The sequence below is a fragment of the Bordetella sputigena genome, assembly GCF_965137885.1.
GTDB lineage: Bacteria > Pseudomonadota > Gammaproteobacteria > Burkholderiales > Burkholderiaceae_B > Bordetella_C > Bordetella_C sputigena.
Genome location: NZ_CBCSCA010000008.1, coordinates 144,519 through 164,796, shown reverse-complemented (window position 1 = coordinate 164,796; position 20,278 = coordinate 144,519). Strand labels below are relative to the sequence as shown.

The following is a 20,278-nucleotide window of genomic DNA, read 5'->3' as shown; positions in this document are numbered from 1 at the left end:
TCATTACCGGATTGTCAGGTTCGTGGTCGCGGCGACACCCGCGCGGGCCGGCGCTTCGGGCATCGGCAAGTCCGCGGCCGGCGCGGCGCGGGACAGGCTGAATCCGATCACGGTACGGCCCGGCTCGGACAGCGCGAACACGCGGCCCCCGTGCATCCGCGCGACGGCGCGCACGATCGCAAGGCCCAGGCCATGCCCTTCGGTGCGGCCGGCGCGAGCGTCGTCCACGCGATAAAAGCGGTCGAAGATGCGGGGCAAGGCCTGCGGCGGGATGGTCGCACCGCCGTTGACCACCTGGATCCGTACCTCTGTCGGCGATTCTTCGCAGGATATCTCCAGCGGAGTCCCGGCGGGCGCGGCCTTGATGGCATTGGCCAGGAGGTTGGACACCGCGCGGCGCAGCAAGCGCGGATTCGCGCGCACACGCGCGTCCCCGGCCAGGCGCGGTGTCAGGCCGGCCTCCTGCAGCGCCGCTTCGTAATAGTCGACGACATGGTGGATCTCGCCGCGCACCTGGACCTCGTCGAGGTCGCGCGCCAGCTCGCCGCCATCCGCGCGCGCCAGGAACAACATGTCGTTTACCAGTGCCTGCAAGCCGACCAGTTCCTCCAGGTTGGACTCCAGCACCTCGCGCAACTGCGCATTGGATCGCTCGGACGACAGGACGACCTCCGTGCCGTTGATCAGCGTCGCCAAAGGGGTGCGCAGCTCATGCGCGACGTCGGCATTGAATCCCTCCATCTGCCGATAGGCCGCCTGCAGCCGGTCCAGCGTGCTATTGAACGCCACCGAAAGTTCGCGGAGCTCCCGGTCGATACCTTCGACCGGCAAACGCAGATCCAGCTGATCCGGCTGGATGCGCGCGGCCTGGCGCGACAGGCTATGCACGGGCGCCAGCCCCCGGCGAACGGCCCAGGCGGCGAGCAGGGCGGTGGCGCCGATCCAGACACCGCATATCGCCAGCAGCACGGTGGCGAAGCCATAAAGGAATTCCGCGCCGGGATACGTGTCGATGGCCACCGTCAGCACGGCGCCGGGGGCGGCCAGCGAGTCCACGTGAACCTGCAAGGCGCGCATCGGGTTGCCCGCGGGTATTTCCAGCACGACCTCGCGGCGGTCGGCCGCGCCGGTCGGCGGGGCGGGCGATACGCCGTACAAAACCTGACCGCCCTTATCCACCAGCCAGACCTTCAGGTTGTTATGGCCGACCAGGATGTTGTCCAGCGTGCCCTTGAGCGCCTGCAACTCGCCCGGCGTACCTTGCATGCCGATCAGATGGTCTATCAGGTCGAGTTTCCCGGCCACCTCCGCCATCTCGCGGCGCTGCACCTCATACTTCAAGGCAAGGAACAGGGCATAGCCGGCGATGCTGGAAACCAGCAGCGCGATGGCCGCCAGGTACAGGGTCAGGCGCAGGCGGATGGAGTCGATGGGCCGGGTCTTCATGCGTCGCGGCGTTTCAGCATATAGCCCTGGCCGCGCACCGTGTGCAGCAGCTTGACCGGAAACGGATCGTCGAGCTTGGCGCGCAGGCGCCGAATCGCGACTTCGATGACATTGGTATCGCTATCGAAATGCATATCCCACACCTGCTCGGCCAGGGTCGCCCGTGACACGACCTCGCCCTGCCGGCGCAACATGAGCGACAACAGTACATACTCCTTCGCGGTCAAATCGAGCCGGGCGCCGCCACGGTGCGCCTTGCGGCGCACCAGGTCCAGTTCCAGATCGTCCAGCTTCAGCAGCGTGGCTTCGTGGCTGCGGCCGCGGCGCAGCAAGGCATGCACACGGGCAAGCAGCTCGGAAAAAGCGAAGGGCTTGACCAGGTAGTCGTCGGCACCGCCTTCCAGGCCCCTGACCCTGTCTTCCACCTTGTCGCGCGCGGTAAGCATCAGCACAGGGGTATTCGCGGCCTTGCGCAATTCGGCCAGGATGCCGAAGCCGTCCAGGCCCGGCAGCATCACGTCCAGGATGATCAGGTCATGGCCGCCGGACAGCGCCGCGCGGCGCCCCGAGATCCCGTCGCGCGCCACGGACACCTGGTAGTTCTGTTCGGACAAGCCCTTGCACAGGTGATCGGCAAGCTTGCGTTCGTCTTCGATGATGAGTAGCCGCATGGGGCGCCCGGCGAAAGCGGAAACAATGGCCATTATCCCGCAAGCCGCCGCCCGCGCCCGCGCGCGGCGCGGCCAGGGCACGGCGCCATCCCGCGGCCGCCGCGCTTACCGGCCGGCATTGCCCGGCGCCGCGGGCCGCCGCCGGTATCGCGTCGGATACCTACTGCGGCTCGAAGCCCGATATGCGCACCACGCGCTTCCATTTCTCGTAGTCGGTCCGCATCTGGGCCGATAGTTGCGCCGGTCCCGCGGCGACCACCTGTATTCCCTGTTGCAGCAGGAAGGCTTGCATCCCGGGTTGCTTGAGAACGCCGTCGATCCGGTCCGCGATGCGTTGCTGCACGTCCGCGGGCATATTGGCCGGGCCGTAGATGGCGAACCAGATGATGGCCTCGAAGTCCTTGATGCCCAGTTCGCTGACGGTGGGCACGTCCGGCAGCAGGGGCGAACGTTCGCGCGAGGTCACCGCCAGGGCGCGCATGCGTCCGCTCTTGACCGGCTCCAGCGAGGTCATGATCACGTCCAGCATCATGTCGACGTGGCCGCCCAGCGCGTCCACCAGGGCGGGCCCGCTACCCTTGTAGGGAATGTGGTTGAGCTTGATGCCGGCTTCGGCGGCGAAATACTCCGCGCCAAGATGGCTGGACGTGCCCGGTCCGCCGGATCCGTAGGTAATGCGCCCGGGTTTGGCCTTGGCCAGCGCGATGAACTCCTGCAAAGTCTTCGCCGGCACGGCGGGGTTCACCACGATCAGGTCCGGGATACTGCCTATCATCGTGATGGGCGTGAAGTCCTTGAAGATATCGTAGGGCAGGGACTTGAACACGCTCGGGTGCATCGCATGCGTGGAAACCGTGCCTATCATCAGCGTATAGCCGTCGGCTTTCTGGCGTGTCAGCCAGGACGATCCCACCAGGCCGCCCCCGCCCACGCGGTTTTCCACGATCATCGGCTGGCCGGTTTCCTTGCCCAGCTCATCGGCCACCCGGCGCATCACCAGGTCGGTGGATCCGCCGACCGCGAATGGGACGACGAAGTGCACGGGCTTGTCCGGCCATTTCGCCGCCGCCTCCTGCGCGCCCGCCGGCGTCACGCATAGCATTGCCGCCAGGGCCAGCAACGCGCCCAGTTTTCCCCTTGTGCTCATATAGCGATTCCTTTTCATGGACTCGTAGTAAAAAGACGTGCGGGGCTACGGGCCCCTGAAACATGGTACGAACATCGCGTGGCCCGCCACACATAGTCGTACTTATAGACCCATAGATCGGACACGATGCAGTCCATGGACCTTCATCTCCTGCCGCACTTCGATGCGCTGATTTCCCAACGCAGCGTATCCAAGGCGGCTGCCCAACTGGGCATTACACAGCCCGCCATGAGCTCCGCCCTGAGCCGGCTGCGCCACCTGTTCGGCGATCCGCTGCTGGCGCGGCACGGCAACGCGCTGCGGCCCACCGAGCGCGCCATCCGCCTGCACCGCGAATTCAAGCCGCTGCTGGACGCCTGGCTCAGCGAAACCGCCGGAGGCACGGACTTCGACCCCGCCGCCGCGCACAAGACCTTCAACATCTACGCCAGCGACTATATCCAGTTCATCGCGCTGCCGGCCTGGGCGGGCAAACTGCGCGAGGCTGCCCCGCATCTGCGCCTGCGCGTCCTGCCGCCCACGCCGCACGGCGGCCAGGACATGCTGTCGCAAAACCACATCGAGCTGTACATCGGCCATTATCCCGACCCGCCCGACAGCCTGCGTTCCTCTTTCCTGTTCGAGGAAAGCGCCTGTTGCCTGGCGCGCCAGGGCCATCCCATGCTCGCGCGTCCTTGGGACCTGGACACCTTCCTGGACTATGAGCATATGGATGCCGCCGGCCATGCGGGCTACTTCAATGCCCAACTGGATGCCGCGCTGTCCGTCCAGGAAAAGCGCCGCCGCGTCGGCATGGTGCTTTCAAGCTATCTGGCCGTGCCTTTCGTACTTCGGACCACGGACATGATCTCCACCTTGCCGGCCAGCATGGCGGGCGCGCTGGCGCCGTTGAGCGGTACGGTGATGCGGCCCGCGCCCCTGGCGCTGCCGCGCCTGCGCATCGCCATGTACTGGCATGAACGACACCAGAACGATCCGGCCCATGCATGGCTGCGGCGCTTCATCCTGCAGCAGGGCGTGGCGGGCCGCGCGGAAAGCGCAATGGCGGAGCCGGGCGGCTGAGGTCCTGCCTCTACGCCGGCTTCAGCTGCGCGGGATAATGCGCCTCGGCCCATGCCCGCGAGACGATATCGTCGGCCAGATCGTCCGCGACGTCCGCAGCGGTACGTTCCGCGGCCGGACCCAGTCCGCCGCCGCCCGAAGTCTCCATGCATACGCTCTCGCCGGCACGCAGCGTGATGGCCGCGGGCTTGGACGGCAATTCCCGCACCGCGCCGTCGGTCTCGTGCAGCGCCAGCCGCGCGCGGCGGCCTGGGCCCGCGCCCAGCGCGCCGGTGGCCTGGCCCACCGTATGCGAGTCCGCGCGCGCGGTGAAGATGATGCCGTCGGCCAGGCTGCGTATCCGCCGGCGCAGGCCCATGCCGCCGCGGCGCCGGCCCGCGCCGCCGGAGTCCTGGACATAGCTGTATTCGTCGACGCGCAAGGGATATTCGTTCTCCAGCGCTTCCACCGGCAGGTTGGACGAGTTCGTCATGTGCACGTGGATGCCGTCCATGCCGTCGGCATCGGCGGTCGCGCCCGATCCGCCGCCGATCGACTCCAGGTAGACGAACTCGCCCGCGCGGTTGGCGTTGCCGCCGGAAAACACCATCGCGGGGCAGACGTCGTTGCCGGCGCCCATCACGCGGTCCGCCGGCAGTACGCCGCGGAAGGCGCCGAAGATCGCGCCCGCCACTTTCTGCGCCGTCAGCGAACGCGCGCCCACGGCGGCCGGCGCGTCGGGGTTGACGATGCTGCCGCCCGGCAAGCGTATTTCCAGGGGCTCGAACAAGCCTTCATTCGCCAGCAGGGCCGGGTCGAGCAGGGCCTTGGCGGCGTAGTAGACGCAGGCGTTCAGGGCGCTGACCGGCAGGTTCATGGCGCCGCGCGCCTGCCGGCCGGACCCGGCGAAATCGAAGATCAGGCGGTCGGGCCGGACCGTCACCGACACGCGTATGGCGACAGGCTCGCCGTCGCCCAGGCCGTCGTCGTCCAGCCAGTTCTCGAAGGAATAGGTGCCTTGCTTCAGCCCGGCGATGCGCATGCGCAAGCGGTTGCGCGTGTAGACGATGACGTCTTCCACCGCGCGCAAGGTCTTGTCCATGCCCATCTGCCGGATCAATCCCTTGACCGCGGCGGCGCCGCGTTCATTCGTGGCGATCTGCACCTTCAGGTCCAGTGTGCGTTCTTCCGGATCGCGGGTGTTGTTGGCGATCAGGTTGAGCAGGTCCTCATCCAGCACGCCCGCGCGTACGATGCGTATCACCGGCAGCCGCAGGCCTTCGGCGTAGACCGAGCGCAGGCCGCCGGCGATGGACCCGGCCACCACGCCGCCGAAATCCGAATGGTGGCCGATGTTGGCGGCGAAAAATACCAGCCTGCCTTCATGGAACACCGGTGTTACCACGTTGACGTCGGGCAGGTGGCTGCCGCCCGCCAGGTAGGGGTCGTTGCAGATATAGGCGTCGCCGTCGTGGATGCCGCCGGCGCCATAGCGCCGCAGCACGCTCTTGACCGCGCCGTTCAAGGAGCCCAGGTGCAGCGGTATCTGCGTGCCCTGGGCCACCAGCCGCCCGGCCGCGTCGAACAGCGCCACGGAGCAATCCTTGCGCTCCTTGATGTTGGTGGAGAACGATGAGCGCACCAAGGTGTTGTTCATGTCCTCCGTGATCGAAAGAAGCCGGTTGTTGAAGACTTCCATTTCGATGGGATCGCGTACTGCGTCTTGCTGGTTCATGGTCATTCCCTGTATCGAGGCATTAGGCGATGTCGATGATCAGATTGCCGTAGGCGTCCACCGTCAGGCTCTGGTCCGGTTCCAGCACGGTGGTCGAGCTCATTTCCTCGATCACCGCCGGCCCGGCGATGCGCGCGCCCGCGCCCAGGTCATCCCGGTGATAGACGTCGGCCGGCAGCCAGCCGCGGTCCGCGCCGAAATGGATGTCGCGGCGGCCGCGCGGCGCGTTCGTTCCGTCGGCCGCGCGCCGCTCCAGCGGCGCCTTGGCGATGGTGCCGATGGCTTTCATGCGGCAGTTGATGATTTCGATGGGGCGGGTCGGCACGCTGTAGCCGTACTCTTTTTCGTGGGCCGCGTGGAAGGCTGCGGCAAAGGCCGGCAGGCCGTCGCCGTCAACCAAGTCCATCGGCACCTGCACCTCGAAGTTCTGGCCGACATAGCGGGCGTCGATGTGGCACTCGTAGCGGCGATCCGGCGCCGGCACCTGTTCGTCGTCCAGCCAACCATCCGCCGCCTCGCGCAGCGCGGCGAAGCGCTCGCCTATGCGCGGCCAGCCGCCGGCCTCCACCAGCGAGATTTCGCTGGCGACGAAATCGAAGGAAATGTCGGTAAGCAGGATGCCGCGCGCGCACATATTGCCCGGGGCCGGCGGCACGATGACGGTTGGGATACCGCATTCGCGCGCCACGCCCAGGGCGTGCAGGGGCCCGGCGCCGCCGAAGGCGAACAGGGCGAACCGCGACAGATCGTAGCCGCGCTCCGTCGAGACCGCCCGGATCGCCCGGCTCATGTTGGCGTTGGCGATGCGGATGATGCCTTCGGCCGCCGCCTCCAGGCTCATGCCCAGCGGCCGCGCGACCTGTTCGCGCAGCGCGGCCTTGGCGGCGTCGGCGTAGATGGGCATCCTGCCGTCCAGCACGGCTTCCGGGTTCAGGCGGTGCAGGGCGATCTGCGCGTCCGTCAGCGTCGGCCGCTGTCCGCCGCGGCCGTAGCCGACCGGCCCCGGCACGGCGCCGGCGCTTTCCGGGCCCACCTTCAGGGATCCGGCGTCGTCCAGCCAGGTCAGGCTGCCGCCGCCGGCGCCGATCACGTGGATATCCACCATGGGCGTTTTCACCGGATAGCCCGCCACGCTGCGGCTGGCGCTGAACATCGCCTGCCCATCGGCGATCAGCGATACATCGGTACTCGTGCCGCCCACGTCGAAGGTGACCAGATCGGGATAGCCGATGAGCCGGCCCATCGTGGCCGCGCCCACCACGCCGGCGGCGGGCCCGGACAGGCAGGTCTTGACCGGGAAGCGGCGCACCGCCTCCACCGACATCAGCCCGCCGTTGGAGTGAATCGTGAACGGCTCCTGCGGAATGCCGGCCTCTTTCACGCGCGCCAGGAAGTTGGCCAGGTAGCTCTGCATTCGCGGGCCGACCTTGGCGTTGAGCACGGTCGTGGAAAAGCGCTCGTACTCGCGGAACTCGGGCAGCACCTCGCTGGACAGGCAGATATAGGCGTCGGGCAGGATTTCCTTCACGATGTCGCGGCTGCGTGTCTCGTGATCCGGATTGCGATAAGCGTGCAGATAGCAGATGGCGATGGCGTCCACGCCGTCGGCCTTGAGCTCCAGCGCGGCGCGGCGCACGTCGTCCTCGTCCAGCGGCTCGGCGACCGCGCCATGGGCGTCGATGCGCTCGCGCACTTCCTTGCGCCAGCGGCGCGGCGCCAGCGGTTCGGGCTTGCGTACGCCGTAATCGAAGTTGTGAGGGCGGGTCTGCCGCCCGATATCCAGGATGTCGCGAAAGCCGCGCGTGGTGATCAGGCCGCAGTGCGCGCCCTTGCGTTCTATCACCAGGTTGGTCGCCACCGTCGTGCCGTGGCCGATATGGCGGATGTCCGCCGGATCGAGCGCATTGCCGGAGATGAGTTCCGTAATGCCGCGATGGATGGCTTCAGACGGGTCGTGCGGCGTCGACGGAACCTTGTGGAACACCGTATTGCCGCTTTCGCCATGCACCAGTACCAGGTCGGTAAACGTACCGCCCACATCGACGCCTATTCTGTACATCTTTCCCGTCCCCGCGGAAGTTCAAAGGATGGAGGGATGGTAGGAAGCGCGGGCCCGGGGCGCCAGGCCAGTGCGTTCTATGAGGCTATACACGCCGGCTTATGGCTTGCACGGCGAGGCCGGGCCGTTACACAATGCACCGGTTCGACAATGCACCGGTTCGCCCACGTGTGAACACCCGATATCCCACTGTCCTGGTACCCGACCATGATCACCGACGCCGCACCCCCAACCACCCGCATGCCGGTTTATTTCCTGTCGCATGGCGGCGGGCCGTGGCCTTATATGCAGGGCAAGATGCGGGAACGCTTCGCGCTGCTGGAGCAGTCCCTGCGGGATATTCCCGCGCAGTTGCCCGCGCCGCCCAAGGCGGTCCTGGTTGTTTCGGGGCACTGGGAGGAGCCGGTATTGACGGTATCCTCGTCGCCGCGGCCGGGCATGATCTACGACTACTACGGCTTTCCGGACTACCTGTATCACATCAGCTACCCGGCGCCGGGTTCGCCGGCATTGGCCGAGCGTGTGCAACAGCTGCTTCGCGACGGCGGCTGGCCCGTCCGTGGCGACCCGGAAAGGGGCTTCGATCACGGCACCTTCAGCATGCTGGCCCCGATGTATCCGCAGGCCGACGTGCCGGTGGTGCAGCTGTCGCTGATGACGGACCTGGATCCGGCGCGGCATATTGCCGTGGGCCAGGCGCTCGCGCCATTGCGCGACGAAGGCGTGTTGATCCTGGGCAGCGGGCTGAGCTATCACAACCTGCGCAACTGGGGGCCGGGGGCCGCCGCGCCATCGGCCGCATTCGACGGCTGGCTGCGCCGCGTGCTGCTGGATGCCTCGCCACAAGCCCGGCGCGACGCATTGACGCAGTGGCAGCGCGCACCCAGCGCACGCGAGGCACACCCGCGCGAGGACCACCTGATTCCACTGATGGTGGTCGTCGGGGCGGCGGGCGACGATCCGGCGACGCGCATCTACAGCGAGGCCTTCATGGGCGCGATCGCCGCATCCAGCTACCGGTTCGGCGCGGACCGTACGCCCAGCCGTAGCGACCTCCTGGCCGCCGCGGCGTAAAGACCCTCTGCTTGCGGCAAACCGCCGGAACCATTAACTTCTCCGGGCGAAATCCGTCCGCGGGGACTTTTCGCGACCACAAGGGCCGACAGAAGCCATCCAGCGCGTTCCCCTACATAACGGATTTCGTGGAGTAGTCAAAATGTCCCTGCGTCGATCCTTGGTCCGGCTGTTCGCCGGCCTGTGCATCGTTTCCGCCTTTTCCGCCGTCGCCGCGCCGGGCGACGCCCCCCACGCCGGAAAGTCCCCCCTGGTCCTGGAAGACGAAGGCAGCTTCTTCGTCGGTGGCCGCGAGCAGGCCTCGGACACCTTGTCGCTGACGGAGAAGTACGACCCGCACGGCACCGTGACGGTCGACCAGATGTATGTGCAGTACCAGATTCCCGAGCATGCCAGGCCCTATTCGATCACGCTGATCCACGGCTGCTGCCTGACCGGCAAGACCTGGGAAACCACGCCGGACGGCCGGATGGGCTGGAACCAGTACTTCGTCCGGAAGGGCTACGCCACCTACACCATCGATCAGGCAGGCCGCGGCCGTTCGGCGACGGACATCTCCAGCATCAATGCCGTGCACCTGGGCAAGGCCGCGCCGGACAGCTTGCCGGCGGTCTTCGCGGCCGGGCACGAAGCGGCCTGGACCATCTTCCGCTTCGGTCCCAAGTACCCCGAGGCCTATCCGGACACGCAGTTTCCCGTACAGGCGCAGGCCGGACTGTGGCAGCAGATGGTGCCGGATTGGCTGACCGCGCTGCCCACGCCCAATCCCACCGTCGCCGACCTGTCCAAGCTGGCGATCAAGCTGCAAGGCACGGTGCTGATGAGCCATTCGCAATCCGGCATCTACCCCTTCCAGACGGCCGCCCTGAACAGGGAAGGCGTGGCGGGCATCGTCGCCGTGGAACCCGGCGAGTGCCCGAAGGTCGATGACGCCAAGCCGCTGGTCGGCATCCCGATCCTGGTGGTCTTCGGCGATCACGTGCAGGAATCCAGCCGTTGGGCGCCGCGTTTCAAGGCCTGCCAGGATTTCATCGCGGCATTCAAGGCAGCCGGCGGCACAGGCGAGTTCATGAGCCTGCCGGCCATGGGCATACACGGCAACTCGCACATGATGATGCAGGACAGGAACAATCTGCAGGTCGCGGATCTGCTCCTGGCGTGGATCGATCGCTACGTGGAACGGGCGGGGCGCGCGGCGCGGGCGGCGAGCACGGAGCGCGGGCGCCATCACGTCCTGGTCCAGGCGGGCCCTGACGTCCGCATCGACGTGATCGAGGAGGGCGCCGGCCGACCGCTGGTCCTGCTGCCCTCACGCGGCCGCGGCGCGGAAGACTTCGATGAAGTGGCCCGTCGCCTTGCGCACGACGGCTATCGCGTGCTGCGCCCGCAGCCGCGCGGTATCGGCCAGAGCACCGGCCCGATGAACAACATCACGCTGCACGACCTCGGCAACGATATTGCGGCCGTCATCAAGGATCAGGCCAAAGAGCCGGTGGTGATCGTGGGCCACGCCTTCGGCAACTGGGTCGCGCGCACCACCAGCGTCGATCATCCGGACCTGGTGCGCGGCGTCGTCATCGTCGCCGCCGCGGCGAAGCAGTATCCCCCCGGCCTGAGCGAACACGTCGACCGCGGCGGCGATCTGTCGCTGCCCGATGCCGAACGCCTGAAGTCCCTGCGGTTCGCCTTCTTCGCCCCGGGCCACGACGCCAGTGTGTGGCTGGGTGGATGGTATCCCCAGGTCAATGAAAGCGAACGCCTGGCCGGCAAGGCGACGAAGCAGTCGGACTGGTGGTCAGGCGGCAAGGCGCCGATGCTGGACCTGCAGGCCGGCGACGACCCCTTCAAGCCCGCGGCCACGCGCAACGAAGTCAAGGACGAATTCGGCGACCGCGTCACGATGGTCGTCATCCCTGGCGCTGGCCACGCACTGATACCGGAGAACCCTGGCGCGGTCGTGGACGCGATCGTCAAGTGGGAGCGATCGCTGCCGCCCCCCCGCTGAGTTCCGCGGGGAATAGCGGCTATGCCATGGATGCGGCATCGCGCCCGCCCAGCGCCGCGCGCATGACGCTGCCCAGGTCTTCCAGCCGATATGGCTTGGGCAGCAGCGGTATGCCGTCGCTTTCCGCCGCGCGCGCTTCCTGCCCCATGAAGCCCGTGGTCAGCACGATGGGAAGGGCGAAGCGGCGGGCGCGTATTTCGCGCACGAGCTCCAGGCCGCTCATGCCGCCCGGCATCATGATGTCGGAGAACACCACGTCTATGTGGCGTCCATCCGCCAGCGCGCCCAGGGCAGCGGCGGGGCTGGCGACCCGCGTCGCTTCAAAGCCCAGCTGCGCCATCATTTCGCTTACCAGCGCCGCGACTTCGTCGTCGTCCTCGACCACCAGTACGTGCGCGCACGACGCGGCCGCGGCGATCGAATCGCCGGAAGGCCGTACGGCGGCGCGCAGCGGTTTCACGCATCGGGGCAGCATGAGCCGGACTGTCGTTCCTTTGCCGAGTTCGGTGAAGATTTGCACGCTGCCGCCGGACTGGCGAGCAAAGCCATAGGCCTGCGCCAACCCAAGGCCGGAACCCTTGCCGACGTCCTTGGTCGTGAAGAAGGGCTCGAACACCCGTGCCTTCACTTCTTCGGTCATGCCGGTGCCCGTATCGACGATGGACAGGCTCACGAAATCGCCTTTCAGGACGCCATCGTCGACGTCCGCGACATTCTCCGCGCGGATCTCGATCACGCCGCCGGCAGGCATGGCATCGCGAGCGTTCACCGCCAGGTTCAGCACGACCAGTTCGAGTTCGCCCGGGTCGACCTCCACCGCCCACAGGGTCTCGGGCAGCCGCAGGACCACCTTGATATCGCCTCTCAGGCTGCGGTCCAGCATTTCCCGCATGCCATCGATCTGCTGTGCCAGGTCCACCGGTTCGGCCTGCAAAGGTTGCCGGCGCGAGAACGCCAGCAGCTGCCGCGTCAGGCCCGACCCCCGTTCGACGGCCTGCTGCATCGCCTGCAACAGGCGCGCGCGGCGGTCCGGATCCGTCTGCCGATCGAACATCTGCAAGCCACCGGAAATCACCATCAAGAGGTTATTGAAGTCGTGCGCCACGCCACCTGTCAGCTGTCCCAGCGCTTCCATCTTCTGCGCGTGGCGCAACGTCTCCTCGACCTGCGCGCGTTCCTTTATCTGCTGCCGCAATTGCGCGTTGGCGGCCTCCAGCTCCATGGTGCGGGCGCGCACCATTTCTTCCAGCACGGCGGCCGCCTGCTCGCGCGCGTGCAGCAGGGCACGCGTTTCGTACTGGCGCATGCGGGCGCGCACCGCGGCATGCACGGCACTGGTCAGCGTAATGCTCTGGACAGGACGCTCCAGCAGCGACACGTTGCGCAAGGCGGCCACCATCTTCTTGCGCCATGCCGCCACCGCGGACTGCTGCACGTGGCTGGTCAGGACCACGAAGGGCAGGTCCGACCATGGAGGCTGCCGGTCCACCCAGCCGGCCATGGCTTCGAGGTGGGCACCGAACAAGGCTTCCTCGGTGACGCATACGGCCGACACGCCCTGCACCACGCTGGCCAGCACCTTCTCCATGCTGGCGCAGATTTCGACATCGAGTCCGGACCGGTGCAGCACCGCGGCGGCGGCGGGGCCGTCCCGGCCGATGGGGGCGTAGACGACCACCCGCGCCTCGTGCTCCTCAATCAGCTCCATCGCGATCGCTCAGCATGGGAGGAAGGTTCGCGCCTTCGTAGTGCGGGGTCCCCGCGAAGATCCCGCTGAATTCGGTCAGCGGCGGGCCCACGTGGACGCCGCCCTCGGCCAGGCGGAATTCCCGTATTGTGTGCTCATGGCGGCCCGCGCGCTTTTTCACCACCGATATGGCGCGGCGTACGGTGCCCGCATGCTCGAAATACCGCAGCATCAGCACGCAGTCGCTCAGATAGCTGATATCCAGCGGCGTGTCGGTGACGCCCATCAGTCCATGCTGGGCCAGCACGAGTATGGTGGTGACCCCTTGCTGCGCCAGGAAGGTCAGCAATTCATGCATCTGCAGGATCAGGAAGCGCCCGTCCGGCATCGCGTTCAAATAACCATTCAGGCTGTCGATCACGACCACGCGCGCGCCTTCCACGTCGACGCTGTCGCGCACGACGGCGGCGAATTCCCCGGGCGATAGTTCGGCCGGGTCGATCTGCTGGATGCGCAACAAGCCGCTTTCGAGCGCGCTTTCGATGCCCATGCCCAGGCCCTTGGCCCGTGCTTCCAGCGTGCCCCGGCCTTCATCAAAGGCGAAGACGACGGCATGTTCGCCGCGCTGTGTCGCGGCGATCGCGTACGACAGCGCCACCGACGACTTGCCGATGCCCGCCGACCCCACCAGCAGCGCATTGGTGCCGCGCTCCAGGCCGCCGCCCAGCAATTCGTCCAATTGCGCATTGCCGCTGGATGTCTTGCCGTCGGGAAACTGCGCGTGATGTTCCGCCGCCACCAGTCGCGGGTAGATCGCCAGTCCACCTTTCTTGATGGTGAAGTCGTGATAGCCGCCGCGGAAGTCGATGCCGCGCATCTTGACGACGCGCAGCCGGCGCCGTTGCGCGCCATAGTCGATGGCCAATTGCTCCAGCGACAGCACGCCATGCGAAATCGAATGCAGTTGCAAGTCTATGGAGTCCGACGACAGATCATCCAGCAGGATCACCGTGCACTGCCGGCTGGCGAAGAAGTGCTTCAGCGCCAGCACCTGCCTGCGATAGCGCAGCGGGGTCTGGGCCAGCATGCGCAGTTCGGACAGGCTGTCCACCACCACGCGCGCCGGGTTGACCGCCTCCACCTGATCGACGATCAGCTTGGTGGTTTCATTCAGCTCGACTTCCGCGGGATGGAGCACGGTCAGTTCGCGTTCCGGGTCCAGCGGACTGTCCGGCGGGACCAGTTCGAAGATATCGATACCGTCCAGCGACCAGCCATGGCGCTGCGAGACCAGGGCGATCTCCTGCCGGGTTTCCGATAGCGCAATGTAGAGCACGCGCTCGCCTTGGCGCACGCCTTCCAGCAGGAATTGCATGGCGATCGTGGTTTTGCCCGTACCGGGATTGCCTTCGTAAAGATACATGCGGTCGCGGTCCAGCCCCCCGGCAAGGATATCGTCGAGGCCGGCGCTGCCGGTGGAAATGCGGCCCTGGTTCTCGCTGTGCGGTGCGACACTATCGACTTTCTCGCCCATGGCGTTCCTTTGCGCGTTGACGGGGTTGATCCAGCGTACCGCAAAAGGGTATTTGAACCAGAATCACGCTCTAGCATGACGTGTTAATTGGCAACGACGATTGACTTGGCGTCGGGGCGTTCCCATAGTCGCAGCCAGCGCAAACCCGCAGGATGGATGTTTCGACAAGTGAATGATCGTCCTTTGGATCCCGTGCCCGCGGATGAAGGCCTGGTCACGCCGCGCGGCTTTCACTGCGCCTGCGGCCACCGGATTTTCTTCAGGAATAGCCAGTGCCTGGCATGCGGCAGGCCGCTGGGCTATGTGCCGTCGCGGCTGCGCCTTTTTCCTTTGCGGCCGGGCAGGGACGCGGACACGTGGCGGATCATGCAGGAGGCGGATGGCGCGGGCGTGGTCTATCGCCGCTGCGAGAATTTCGCCTCGGCGGCCGCCTGCAACTGGATGGTCGAGCCGGAGCAGGGCGGATATCGCAATCTCTGCCGGGCATGCCGGCTCAATCGCACCATCCCCGATCTTTCGCTGCCGAACAACCGGCCGTTGTGGCAGAGCATGGAAGCGGCCAAGCGCCGGCTGGTGTCGCAGCTGATAGGGCTGGGCCTGCCGGTGGCATCCAGGGTTTCCGAGGATCCCGCGAGGGGGCTGGCGTTCGACTTCCTGACCAGCGTGCCGGGCCAGCCGCGCGTCCTGACCGGGCATGTCAACGGCATCATCACCATCAATCTGGAAGAGGCGGACGACGCGGTGCGCGAGCGCGTGCGCATCCAGATGCGCGAACCGTACCGCACCCTGCTGGGTCACTTCCGCCACGAGGTCGGACACTACTATTGGGAACGCCTGATCCAGGGCACGGCCTGGGAAGCGCCATGCCGCGCGCTGTTCGGCGACGAGCGCCAGGATTACGCCGCCGCGCTCAAGGCCAACTATGAGAACGGACCGCCATATGATTGGCCGCAGCACTACGTCAGCGCGTACGCCAGCATCCATCCGTTCGAGGATTGGGCGGAGACCTGGGCCCACTACCTGCATTTGCGCGACACGCTGGATACCGCCGAGAGCTACGACATCGCATCCGCGACGTCGGGCGAGGATGTGACGGGCTTTCGCAAGGAAGATCTTTGGTGGCGGGATGCGCCGAATGCGGAGGCCTTCCTGGATATGCTGAGGCGTTGGATAGGCATCACCTGGGTCATGAACGAGATGTCGCGCGCGATGGGTTTGCGGGACTTCTACCCCTTCGTGCTGCCGCGGGCGGCGGTGGCGAAGCTGCACTTCATCCACTGCGTGATCTTCGAGCCGGCCGGGGCCGGGCCGGGGCGCCAGGCATAAGGCTTCGCGACGGCGGCTGGCTATACTGTGCGTATATCCAGCATTGCACGCCCATGTCCGCAGCACCCAGCCCCGGGCTCGCCCCCGATTCCGCCGATCCGCGGTTCTACTACCTGCGCAATTTCCAGTTCGCGCTGGCGTGGATAGGCGCCCGCTACGACGACGTGCTGGGGGCCGAGGAACGGGCATTCATCGCCGCATTCGCCGCCATGCCGCGTTCCGCCCGGGCGCTGATGGCGCGCATGCTGATGCGCAGGGGGCCGCTGTTTCGCGGCGGCACGCTGCGCTACGACGAGATCGGCTGTCCGGTGGCGGCGTCGCGCCATCTGGTGGCCGAGGGATGGGTGGACGCCGAACCGGTGCTCGACCTGGATGAAGCCGCCAGGCTGCTGCGGCGAGGCGAGCTGCAACGGCTATTGCCCCCCGATGTGCCGGCCAAGGGCCTGACCAAGCCGCGGATCGTGGAGTGGCTGCGGCTCAATGCCGCGACTCCGCGTGTCTGGACGGCGTGGGATAACAGCGGCGACTTCGCGCTGCGCATCCTGGTGGCGCCGCTGATCGAACGCCTGCGCCTGATGTTCTTCGGCAATCTGCGCCAGGAGTGGTCGGAGTTCATCGTGGCGGACCTGGGCATCGTGCAGTACGAGCGGGTGCCGTTTCCCGATTCCGCCCGTGCTTTTCATACGCGCGAAGATGTCGATGCCTATCTCTGGCTGCATGGCGCGAGGCAGGAATTGGAAGAGGGCACGAGTCCCGCGGCCGCGCTGCTCGATGCGGTATTGCAGAAGTCCTTCGACTCGCCATGGCTGCGGCATCGACACGCCAAGCTGCGTTTCCTGATCGGCCGTCAGCTGGAACGCGAGGCACGCTGGCACGAAGCCCATCGCGCTTATGACGGCTGCGACCATCCCGAGGCGCGTCATCGCCTTGCGCGCGTGCTGGAGCAGCAAGGGCTCCACGCGGCGGCACTGGCGTTCGCTCTGGACGCGACGCGCATGCCGCGCAACGAAACCGAAACGCAGGCCCTGGGGCGCCTCATCACGCGCCAGCAGCGCCGCCTGGGGCTGTCGAAGGACGAGGCGCGCGGCCGGCCCGCCATCGCGGTCGACACCTTGACACTGCCCGCGCCGGCGTCGCCGCGCCCGGTCGAATACGTGGTGCGGGACCATCTGGCAACGCCGGATGCGCCGGTGTTCTACGTGGAAAACACACTGATCAACGCGCTATTTGGATTGCTGTGCTGGGATGCGGTTTTCGAGCCCTTGCCGGGCGCGTTCTTCCATCCATTCCAACGCGGCCCCGCGGACCTGCATGCGCCGGATTTCCACGCTAGGCGCGCCACGGCATTCGCGGCGCGGCTCGGCCGCCTGGACGACGGCAGCTACAAGGACGCCATCCTGGCGAACTTCGACGCCAAGGCGGGAATCCAGTCGCCGTTCGTGTTCTGGGGCGCGCTGGATCGTGACGTGCTGGACCTGGCGCTGCGGTGCATTCCGGCCGCGCATCTGAAACTGTGGTTCCACCGGATCCTGCAGGACGTCGGCGCCAACAGCTCCGGGCTGCCGGATCTGATCCGTTTCGTGCCGGCCCGGGCCGAATACGAGCTCATCGAGGTCAAAGGGCCGGGCGACAGGCTGCAGGACAATCAGCGGCGCTGGATGGCCTATAACGCCGCGCACGGCGTGCCGGTGCGGGTGTGCCGCGTCAAGTGGATGGGCGCCGGACAGGCCGCCGCGATCACCCCATCTGCCTGAGTATCGCGTCCACGAGCCCCGGAAAACGGCCGTCCAGCTCCGCCCGCCGCAAGCTGTTCTGATGCACCTTGCCCGCCACGCTGGTGCGCACCAGTCCCGCCTCGCGCAGGATCCGGAAGTGATGGGACATGCTGGATTTCGGGCGGCCGCCGTCGAGCTCGCCGCAGGTGGCCTCGTCCACGCGCGAAAGGTGCTGGACGATCTCCAGCCGCACCGGATCGCTCAAGGCATGGAAGATACGCTCCAGGACAAAGTCCTCTGGGGCAGGGTGGGTGTACGCGCGCATGGGGGCCGATTGTAATGTTTATTCGATAGTACGATAATTTTCGAACTAAGGTACTATAGATCGCCCAGAACGCCCGCACTCTCCAACGGAATCCGACAGATGTCCTCGCTATTTACCCCTTTCAAGCTCAAAGACGTATCCCTGCGCAACCGCATCGCCGTCCCGCCGATGTGCCAGTACAGCGCCGAAGACGGCCTGATCAACGACTGGCACCGTGTGCACCTGGCCGGCATGGCCCGTGGCGGCGCCGGTCTGGTTATCGTGGAAGCCACGGCGGTATCGCCGGAAGGCCGCATCACGCCGGGATGCACGGGCATCTGGAACGACGCGCAGGCCCAGGCCTTCGCGCCCGTGGCCGCGGCGATCAAGGCCGCCGGCGCGGTGCCGGGCATCCAGATCGCCCATGCCGGCCGCAAGGCCAGCGCCAACCGGCCCTGGGAAGGCGACGACCATATCGCCGAAGGCGATCCGCGCGGCTGGCAGACCATTGCGCCATCGGCCATCCCGTTTGGCGAAGGCCTGCCCAAGGTCCCTCGCGCAATGACGCTGGACGATATCGCCCGGGTGCGCCAGGACTTCGTGGCCGCCGCCAGGCGCGCGCGCGACGCCGGCTTCGAATGGCTGGAGCTGCATTTCGCGCATGGCTACCTGGGGCAAAGCTTCTTTTCGCCGCATTCCAATCAGCGCGATGACCAATACGGCGGCAGCCTGGAAAACCGCAGCCGCTTCCTGCTCGAAACGCTGGCGGCGGTTCGCAAGGTGTGGCCGGAGAACCTGCCCCTGACCGCCCGCTTCGGCGTCATCGAGTTCGATGGCCGCGATGAGGAAACCCTGGCGGAATCCATCGAACTGGTGCGCAACTTCAAGCGCGAAGGCCTGGATATGTTGAGCGTGACGATGGGCTTTTCGACCCCCGCCGCGCGGATCCCGTGGGCGCCCGGTCTGCTGCTGCCGTACGCCGAGCGCGTACGCCGCGAAGCGGATCTGCCGGTGTCCTCGGCCTGGGGCATCGACACGCCGGCATTGGCGGACGGCGCGGTCAGGAACGGCCAGCTCGATCTCGTGATGGTCGGGCGGGCGCATCTGGCCAATCCGCATTGGCCTTACTATGCCGCCCGCAAGCTGGGTATCGATCGGCCGTCGTGGACGCTGCCGGCGCCGTACGCGCATTGGCTGGAACGCTACGCCGTGCAGCAGGGCTGACATCCGGCTCAGGCCGCCGCGCCGCGCACGGCGGGACGCGCGGCCCGGCCCGCGCGCAGCCTGAGCAGCAAGGCCAGCAGCGCGGCCGTCGTCGCCACGATGGTGACTCCGAGCCAGCCGAAATTCGCCAGCGCGACGCTCGCCAGCGCGCCGCCCAGGGCCATGCCGACGAATACGCCCACCATCAGCACGGCGTTGAGCCGGCTGCGCGCGGCCTGATCGATGCCGTAGACGATGGTCTGGTGCGAAATCAAGGCGATCTGTATGCCCAGGTCGAAACCCACGGTGCTGGCGCCCAGCAGCCACAGTGCGCCGCTGGGCGGCAGCGTCGGCATCAGGGCCATCGCCGCGAAGGACAGGGTGGTCAGTCCGGCGCCGACGCGGCTGACCACGGCCGGACCGCGACGATCCGCCATGCGGCCCGCCACGGGGGCGGCCAGGGCCCCGACCGCCCCGGCGATCCCGAACGCGCCGGCCACGCCGGGTCCCATATTGAAGGGTTGCCCATGCAGCATGATCGCCAGCGTGGACCAGAACGCGCTGAACGCCAGCGACAGCAGGCCCTGTGACAAGGTGGCCAGGCGCAGCGTGGGGTGCCTGAGCCAGAGCTGGCCGACGGAACGCAGCAGCGCCGCGTAGGGCAGCTCGGTCGTCGGCGCGAACGCCGGCAGGCCTCGCCATAAGATCAGGCCGAGCAGCAGCACGGCGCCGGACGCCGCGTAGAACATCGCGCGCCAGCCGAAATGCTCGGCGACGATGCCGCTTACCACGCGCGACATCAGAATGCCCAGGAGCAAGCCGGTCATCACCGTGCCGACGGTCTTGCCGCGCTGATGGGGTTGCGCCAGGTGGGCGGCGGCGGGGACGATGTCCTGCGCCATGGTGGCCGAGAGCCCGATGATGAAGCTGGCGCCCAGCAGCGCGGCGATCGACGGCGCGACGCCGCTGGACAGCAATGCCAGGCTGAGGATCACCGCCTTGACCAGGATGATTTTCTTGCGGTCGTAGCGGTCGCCCAGCGGCGCCAGGAACAGGATGCCGGCGGCATAACCCAGTTGCGTCAAGGTCGGCAGCCAGCCGACGGTCCGGTCGCTGGCGCCGATCGCCGGGGCCAGGACGCCCAGCATGGGCTGGACATAGTAGAGCGATGCGACGCTCAAGCCGGCGGCAATGGCGAGCAGTAGCAGCAGCGCTCCCGATAATGGCCGGGCGCCCGGCTCGTGTTCATGCGCGGAATGAATGGCGGTCATGATGTAGTCCAGAAATGGTGCGGTACGGCATTGTGGCGCCTGGGAAGAACCCGTGGTAGA

General features: G+C 67.0%; 15 protein-coding genes. 6 read left to right on the top strand and 9 right to left on the bottom strand.

Annotated features, from left to right (window positions below; translation table 11 throughout):
* Window positions 1–3 precede the first annotated feature (3 nt).
* The 3 genes from ACNA0R_RS16895 to ACNA0R_RS16885 form a co-directional block, all read right to left on the bottom strand.
* Window positions 4–1,446: a heavy metal sensor histidine kinase gene (locus tag ACNA0R_RS16895; RefSeq protein WP_415827200.1), complete on the bottom strand. Its 1,443-nt coding sequence runs from the start codon at window positions 1,444–1,446 to the stop codon at window positions 4–6.
* Entirely contained in the window at window positions 1,443–2,117 is a 675-nt protein-coding gene (locus tag ACNA0R_RS16890) for a heavy metal response regulator transcription factor (RefSeq protein ID WP_415827199.1), read from the bottom strand. The genes ACNA0R_RS16895 and ACNA0R_RS16890 overlap by 4 nt, the downstream gene beginning before the upstream one ends.
* Before the next feature lie 160 nt (window positions 2,118–2,277).
* A complete protein-coding gene (locus ACNA0R_RS16885) occupies window positions 2,278–3,264 on the bottom strand; it encodes a Bug family tripartite tricarboxylate transporter substrate binding protein (protein WP_415827198.1) in 987 nt (328 codons plus the stop codon).
* Window positions 3,265–3,399: 135 nt separating this feature from the next.
* Between ACNA0R_RS16885 and ACNA0R_RS16880 the strand changes: the two genes are divergently transcribed.
* A complete protein-coding gene (locus tag ACNA0R_RS16880; protein WP_415827197.1) occupies window positions 3,400–4,326 on the top strand; it encodes a LysR family transcriptional regulator in 927 nt (308 codons plus the stop codon).
* Window positions 4,327–4,336: 10 nt separating this feature from the next.
* Here the strand turns inward: ACNA0R_RS16880 and ACNA0R_RS16875 are convergent, their stop codons facing one another.
* A complete protein-coding gene (locus tag ACNA0R_RS16875; RefSeq protein WP_415827196.1) occupies window positions 4,337–6,040 on the bottom strand; it encodes a hydantoinase B/oxoprolinase family protein in 1,704 nt (567 codons plus the stop codon).
* Window positions 6,041–6,062: 22 nt separating this feature from the next.
* On the bottom strand, window positions 6,063–8,099 hold the full coding sequence (locus tag ACNA0R_RS16870) for a hydantoinase/oxoprolinase family protein (RefSeq protein WP_415827195.1): 2,037 nt from the start codon (window positions 8,097–8,099) through the stop codon (window positions 6,063–6,065).
* A 207-nt stretch (window positions 8,100–8,306) separates the two neighbouring features.
* On the opposite strand from ACNA0R_RS16870, the gene ACNA0R_RS16865 reads away from it, so the two are divergent.
* Together ACNA0R_RS16865 and ACNA0R_RS16860 are read left to right on the top strand one after the other, a co-directional pair.
* Window positions 8,307–9,173 (top strand): DODA-type extradiol aromatic ring-opening family dioxygenase, encoded by an 867-nt coding sequence (locus tag ACNA0R_RS16865; protein ID WP_415827194.1) that lies wholly within the window; start codon window positions 8,307–8,309, stop codon window positions 9,171–9,173.
* A 142-nt stretch (window positions 9,174–9,315) separates the two neighbouring features.
* Window positions 9,316–11,178, top strand: a complete 1,863-nt coding sequence (locus ACNA0R_RS16860; RefSeq protein ID WP_415827193.1) for an alpha/beta fold hydrolase — start codon at window positions 9,316–9,318, stop codon at window positions 11,176–11,178.
* A 19-nt stretch (window positions 11,179–11,197) separates the two neighbouring features.
* Here the strand turns inward: ACNA0R_RS16860 and ACNA0R_RS16855 are convergent, their stop codons facing one another.
* A complete protein-coding gene (locus ACNA0R_RS16855; RefSeq protein WP_415827192.1) occupies window positions 11,198–12,886 on the bottom strand; it encodes an ATP-binding protein in 1,689 nt (562 codons plus the stop codon).
* Complete coding sequence (locus ACNA0R_RS16850; RefSeq protein WP_415827191.1) at window positions 12,873–14,399, bottom strand: ATPase domain-containing protein; 1,527 nt, start codon at window positions 14,397–14,399, stop codon at window positions 12,873–12,875. The genes ACNA0R_RS16855 and ACNA0R_RS16850 overlap by 14 nt, the downstream gene beginning before the upstream one ends.
* 168 nt (window positions 14,400–14,567) lie before the next feature.
* Between ACNA0R_RS16850 and ACNA0R_RS16845 the strand changes: the two genes are divergently transcribed.
* Together ACNA0R_RS16845 and ACNA0R_RS16840 are read left to right on the top strand one after the other, a co-directional pair.
* Window positions 14,568–15,725, top strand: a complete 1,158-nt coding sequence (locus ACNA0R_RS16845; RefSeq protein ID WP_415827190.1) for a zinc-binding metallopeptidase family protein — start codon at window positions 14,568–14,570, stop codon at window positions 15,723–15,725.
* A gap of 53 nt (window positions 15,726–15,778) precedes the next feature.
* The gene (locus ACNA0R_RS16840; RefSeq protein ID WP_415827189.1) at window positions 15,779–17,479 is read left to right on the top strand and encodes a VRR-NUC domain-containing protein; all 1,701 of its coding nucleotides are present in this window, start codon (window positions 15,779–15,781) and stop codon (window positions 17,477–17,479) included.
* Here ACNA0R_RS16840 and ACNA0R_RS16835 read toward each other — a convergent pair.
* Window positions 17,463–17,765: an ArsR/SmtB family transcription factor gene (locus ACNA0R_RS16835; RefSeq protein ID WP_415827188.1), complete on the bottom strand. Its 303-nt coding sequence runs from the start codon at window positions 17,763–17,765 to the stop codon at window positions 17,463–17,465. The genes ACNA0R_RS16840 and ACNA0R_RS16835 overlap by 17 nt on opposite strands.
* A 99-nt stretch (window positions 17,766–17,864) precedes the next feature.
* Here ACNA0R_RS16835 and ACNA0R_RS16830 point away from each other — a divergent pair, with 99 nt between their 5' ends.
* Window positions 17,865–18,968, top strand: a complete 1,104-nt coding sequence (locus ACNA0R_RS16830) for an NADH:flavin oxidoreductase/NADH oxidase (protein ID WP_415827187.1) — start codon at window positions 17,865–17,867, stop codon at window positions 18,966–18,968.
* A gap of 8 nt (window positions 18,969–18,976) precedes the next feature.
* Here the strand turns inward: ACNA0R_RS16830 and ACNA0R_RS16825 are convergent, their stop codons facing one another.
* Complete coding sequence (locus ACNA0R_RS16825; protein WP_415827186.1) at window positions 18,977–20,218, bottom strand: MFS transporter; 1,242 nt, start codon at window positions 20,216–20,218, stop codon at window positions 18,977–18,979.
* Between the last annotated feature and the right edge of the window lie 60 nt (window positions 20,219–20,278).

Bases quoted from the DNA above. Each gene is read 5' to 3' on its own strand.
- ACNA0R_RS16895 (WP_415827200.1), bottom strand. From the start codon at position 1,446: ATGAAGACCCGGCCCATCGACTCCATCCGCCTGCGCCTGACCCTGTAC.
- ACNA0R_RS16890 (WP_415827199.1), bottom strand. From the start codon at position 2,117: ATGCGGCTACTCATCATCGAAGACGAACGCAAGCTTGCCGATCACCTG.
- ACNA0R_RS16885 (WP_415827198.1), bottom strand. From the start codon at position 3,264: ATGAGCACAAGGGGAAAACTGGGCGCGTTGCTGGCCCTGGCGGCAATG.
- ACNA0R_RS16880 (WP_415827197.1), top strand. From the start codon at position 3,400: ATGGACCTTCATCTCCTGCCGCACTTCGATGCGCTGATTTCCCAACGC.
- ACNA0R_RS16875 (WP_415827196.1), bottom strand. From the start codon at position 6,040: ATGAACCAGCAAGACGCAGTACGCGATCCCATCGAAATGGAAGTCTTC.
- ACNA0R_RS16870 (WP_415827195.1), bottom strand. From the start codon at position 8,099: ATGTACAGAATAGGCGTCGATGTGGGCGGTACGTTTACCGACCTGGTA.
- ACNA0R_RS16865 (WP_415827194.1), top strand. From the start codon at position 8,307: ATGATCACCGACGCCGCACCCCCAACCACCCGCATGCCGGTTTATTTC.
- ACNA0R_RS16860 (WP_415827193.1), top strand. From the start codon at position 9,316: ATGTCCCTGCGTCGATCCTTGGTCCGGCTGTTCGCCGGCCTGTGCATC.
- ACNA0R_RS16855 (WP_415827192.1), bottom strand. From the start codon at position 12,886: ATGGAGCTGATTGAGGAGCACGAGGCGCGGGTGGTCGTCTACGCCCCC.
- ACNA0R_RS16850 (WP_415827191.1), bottom strand. From the start codon at position 14,399: ATGGGCGAGAAAGTCGATAGTGTCGCACCGCACAGCGAGAACCAGGGC.
- ACNA0R_RS16840 (WP_415827189.1), top strand. From the start codon at position 15,779: ATGTCCGCAGCACCCAGCCCCGGGCTCGCCCCCGATTCCGCCGATCCG.
- ACNA0R_RS16835 (WP_415827188.1), bottom strand. From the start codon at position 17,765: ATGCGCGCGTACACCCACCCTGCCCCAGAGGACTTTGTCCTGGAGCGT.
- ACNA0R_RS16830 (WP_415827187.1), top strand. From the start codon at position 17,865: ATGTCCTCGCTATTTACCCCTTTCAAGCTCAAAGACGTATCCCTGCGC.
- ACNA0R_RS16825 (WP_415827186.1), bottom strand. From the start codon at position 20,218: ATGACCGCCATTCATTCCGCGCATGAACACGAGCCGGGCGCCCGGCCA.